Below are 3740 nucleotides of genomic sequence, written 5' to 3' on the forward strand. Positions count from 1 at the left end.
TTTTCACAAAAACATTGGGAGCCGACCCTATTACCCCACTGTTCTCATCCACCCTCAAATGACAAAACCCGGCAGAGCCGGGTTTTAAAATATGGTAGCAACGGGTGGATTCGAACCACCGACCCCAGCATTATGAGTGCTGTGCTCTAACCAACTGAGCTACATTGCCATTTAAGGCGCCAGATTATAAGTGACTCTCCGCACCTTGTCTATGCCCTTGTGGCACCAAGTCCCATCCAGGCGTTTCAGGCCTGGTTGTGCAGGTCGATGACATTGCCCTTGTTGGTGTCACGCTCCTGCTTGGCCTGGTCATTGCGGCTGGCCTCAAGGCTATCGAGGTAGGCGGCATCTACATCACCAGTGACATAGTCACCGCTGAACACCGAGGTATCAAAATGCAGCGCCTTGCTGCGGGTCTTTTTCTGCACAGCATCGATGAGATCATCCAGTTCCTGGTAGATTAGGCGGTCTGCACCGATATACTCGCCGATCTCCTCTTCTGTACGGCCATAAGCGACCAGTTCACTGGCTGCCGGCATATCGATGCCATAAACGTTGGGATAGCGCACTGGAGGCGCTGCAGAGGCGAAATAGACTTTATTGGAGCCAACATCGCGTGCCATCTGCACAATCTGCTTCGACGTCGTGCCACGCACGATCGAGTCATCGACCAGAAGAACATTCTTGCCCTTGAATTCAAAATCGATGGCGTTAAGTTTTTGCCTGACTGATTTCTTGCGCGCTTTTTGCCCGGGCATGATGAAAGTGCGGCCAATATAGCGATTTTTGATGAATCCCTCGGCGTATTCAATCCCGAGTCTTTGTGCAAGCGCGAGTGCGGCTGTGCGGCTTGTATCGGGAATCGGGATAACCACGTCGATATCGTGATCTTCCCACTCCTTCTTGATTTTCGCTGCGAGGCGTTTGCCCATGCGTTGGCGCGCCTTGTGGACAAAGATTTCGTCGATGATGGAATCCGGGCGGGCAAAGTAGACAAATTCGAAAATACAGGGATTCCAGACCGGCTTTTCTGCACACTGCTGGGTAAAAATCTCTCCACTGGCAGTAACCAAAACAGCCTCTCCCGGCTCGATATCACGTACACGTTCAAAATCGGCTGCATCCAGTGCCACGCTTTCGGATGCGATCATGTACTCGGTACCTGCTTCAGTCTCGCGTTTACCGAAGCAAACGGGACGGATACCGTGTGGGTCACGAAAGCCGATGACGCCAAAGCCCGGAATCGTGGCGACAGCCGCGTAACCACCACGACAGCGTTTATGCAGTGCCTCGATTGCCTGGAAAACATCTTCCGGGCCAATACGCAGTTTGCCCTGGCGTGAAAGCTCGTGGGCAAAAATATTGAGCAGTATTTCGGAATCAGAATCGGTATTGATATGGCGCAGGTCGGAGGCAAACAGCGCCTCCTTCAACTCGTCTGCATTGGTCAGGTTGCCGTTATGGGCAAGAGTGATGCCGTACGGGGAGTTGACGTAAAAGGGCTGTGCCTCGGCGGAAGAAGAGCAGCCTGCAGTCGGGTAGCGCACGTGGGCCACTCCCATGTTGCCCTTTAGGTTGAGCATGTGCTCAGCCTCGAAAACGTCACGTGCAAGGCCGTTGTCCTTGCGCAGGTGCAGCTTGTCTCCCTCGCAGGTAACAATGCCTGCCGCATCCTGTCCACGGTGCTGCAGTACAAGCAGTGCATCATAGAGCGCCTGGTTGACCGGCTGGGTAGCTACGATTCCAACAATACCGCACATGATCAGGCGCCTCTTCTCTCAACCGGTGCAAGCGGCTCTGCCGGTGCCTCGGTTGCAGGTGTATTTTCTGGTGAAAACTCCAGGTATTCACCGATATCCTGTGGCAGCATCTCCTTGAGGGTGATGGCGACACGTTCGAAATGGGGAATCAGTTGAGACTCCTTCCACCACGGGTCCTGCGGGAATGGAGTGACGCCCGCCAACATGACGACGACAGCGATAATTACTCCACCACGAATCGCACCAAACAGCAGTCCCACGACACGATCGGTGCCAGTCAGCCCTGTTTTGTCGATCAGCATGCCGACCAGCCAGGTCACCACTGCGCCGAGAATAAGCATGGTGATGACAATCACCGTAAATGCTAACGCCAGTTGTAGCGACGGGGCCGAAACCCACTGCGCAAACACGGGCGCCAGATCACGGAAGAAAATCCATGCGACCCAGAATGCAATGACCCATACGAGGAGCGAAAGGGCTTCAAGCAGGAAGCCCCGGAAAAAACTGATGATCACGGATATACCGATGACCGAAAGAATTGCGATATCTGCCCAGTTCACGGCGAATTGAGATCCGGTTACGGGAAAGTGGGTATTCTAGCAGAACAGAATCCGGGAAAAAGGAAAAATGGGGCAATTCATCTCCTTTCCTTTCACACCGGCTTCGTTACATCACCCCGGGCATCAGGGAAACGAGATAACTTTACCCTTGAGCTGGAACTCTTTTTCGATAATCGCCAGCTGGCGATCAGCCTCCGCACGTTTCTCAAGAGGCCCGACGCGAACCCGGTAGAGCATCTTCCCTTTCACTTCGATTGGCTCAATGAAGGCAGACCTGCCTGACTGGGTCAGGCGATTTTTCAGCTTGTCCGCATTACTGCTTTGACCAAAACTGCCCGCCTGGATCACCCAACCCTGGGTAACAACCTTGCCCTGCAAGGGAGTCTTGACAGGCTCGGCGGCTGTTGTTGTGGCCTGTTGCGGCTGTTCATCAGGATGTGGTGCCTGAACAGGTGTGCTCTCTTCGATCTTGACGACCTCTGTCGGAACCATAATCTCGTCAGCCGGAGTTGTGCTGGCTGGTTGCTCCATAACCTCACCTACCGGCAACTCGTAACGCTGCGCATCTGCAGGCTCTACCGGCTCGGCAATCGCCGTGACACTCTCTTTCGGAATCAGGCCAGTAGAAAAATTCTCCTGCGGCTGCTCAGGAATCAGCGGCCCCAGTTCAATTCTGGATGTTTTCTCCTCGAGCAGCATGGGCACAAAAATCACCACCAGAGCCACCAGTACAATTGCACCCGTCAAACGTTTCTTCATATTGACAACATACCCAGTTGAAAACCATTAAACCGATTATAGCGTTTTGGAAGAAAAATATTCCAATGCTGCTCCCGCCACCTCGAATGAGCCGAAAATAACCACACCTCCATCTGCACCCGCCACAGATCGCGCTGCCTCGACAGCCTGTTTGAAGCCGCTGCATGCATCTATGCTGCTCTCAACGCCACCTTGCCCGAGTTTTTGTTGCAGCACTTCAGACGATGCAGCACGCGCGTCCTTAAGTACATAGATATGCCAGTGTGAGATTAGTTCACGCAACTCTGCAGCAATCGCCTCAATCGGCTTGTCAGCGTAAAAGGAAGCGACTGCATGCCACTCCTTGACATCATCATGGGCACGCATGGCATCAGCAAGTACCGCTGCTGCCTCCCTGTTATGTGCCACATCGACAATCACAAGTGGGTTCTTGCCAACCTGCTGAAAACGTCCCGCCAGTGAAACAGTTTTCAGCCCTGCTGCAATTGCCGTCTCACTGACCGGCAGAAGCTCACGCATGGAGTCAAGCAGGGCAATCACCGCAGCCGCGTTGTCGAGTTGGTGCTTGCCTGGCAGCAGTGGCAGCGGCAGTGCATGATGAGTTGTCTCATTCCCATGCCAATGCCACTCGTTGTCACTCACGGAGAGATTGAAGTCGCGC

General features: G+C 53.7%; 4 protein-coding genes and 1 tRNA gene. All 5 read right to left on the minus strand.

The features are described from left to right. Positions 1 to 92 precede the first annotated feature (92 nt). Positions 93 to 169: transfer RNA gene (locus BOW51_RS08340), tRNA-Met, on the minus strand. A gap of 76 nt (positions 170 to 245) precedes the next feature. Further along, on the minus strand, positions 246 to 1760 hold the full coding sequence (purF, locus tag BOW51_RS08345) for an amidophosphoribosyltransferase (protein WP_078477299.1): 1515 nt from the start codon (positions 1758 to 1760) through the stop codon (positions 246 to 248). Positions 1761 to 1762: 2 nt separating this feature from the next. Then, complete coding sequence (locus BOW51_RS08350; protein WP_078477300.1) at positions 1763 to 2320, minus strand: CvpA family protein; 558 nt, start codon at positions 2318 to 2320, stop codon at positions 1763 to 1765. 123 nt (positions 2321 to 2443) lie between these two features. Then, the gene (locus BOW51_RS08355) at positions 2444 to 3079 is read right to left on the minus strand and encodes an SPOR domain-containing protein (RefSeq protein WP_078477302.1); all 636 of its coding nucleotides are present in this window, start codon (positions 3077 to 3079) and stop codon (positions 2444 to 2446) included. 36 nt (positions 3080 to 3115) lie between these two features. Beyond that, positions 3116 to 3740: glutamate ligase domain-containing protein (locus BOW51_RS08360; RefSeq protein ID WP_370738163.1), on the minus strand; the 625-nt coding region annotated here is incomplete at its 5' end.

The organism is Solemya elarraichensis gill symbiont (genome assembly GCF_002021095.1).
GTDB lineage: Bacteria > Pseudomonadota > Gammaproteobacteria > Chromatiales > Chromatiaceae.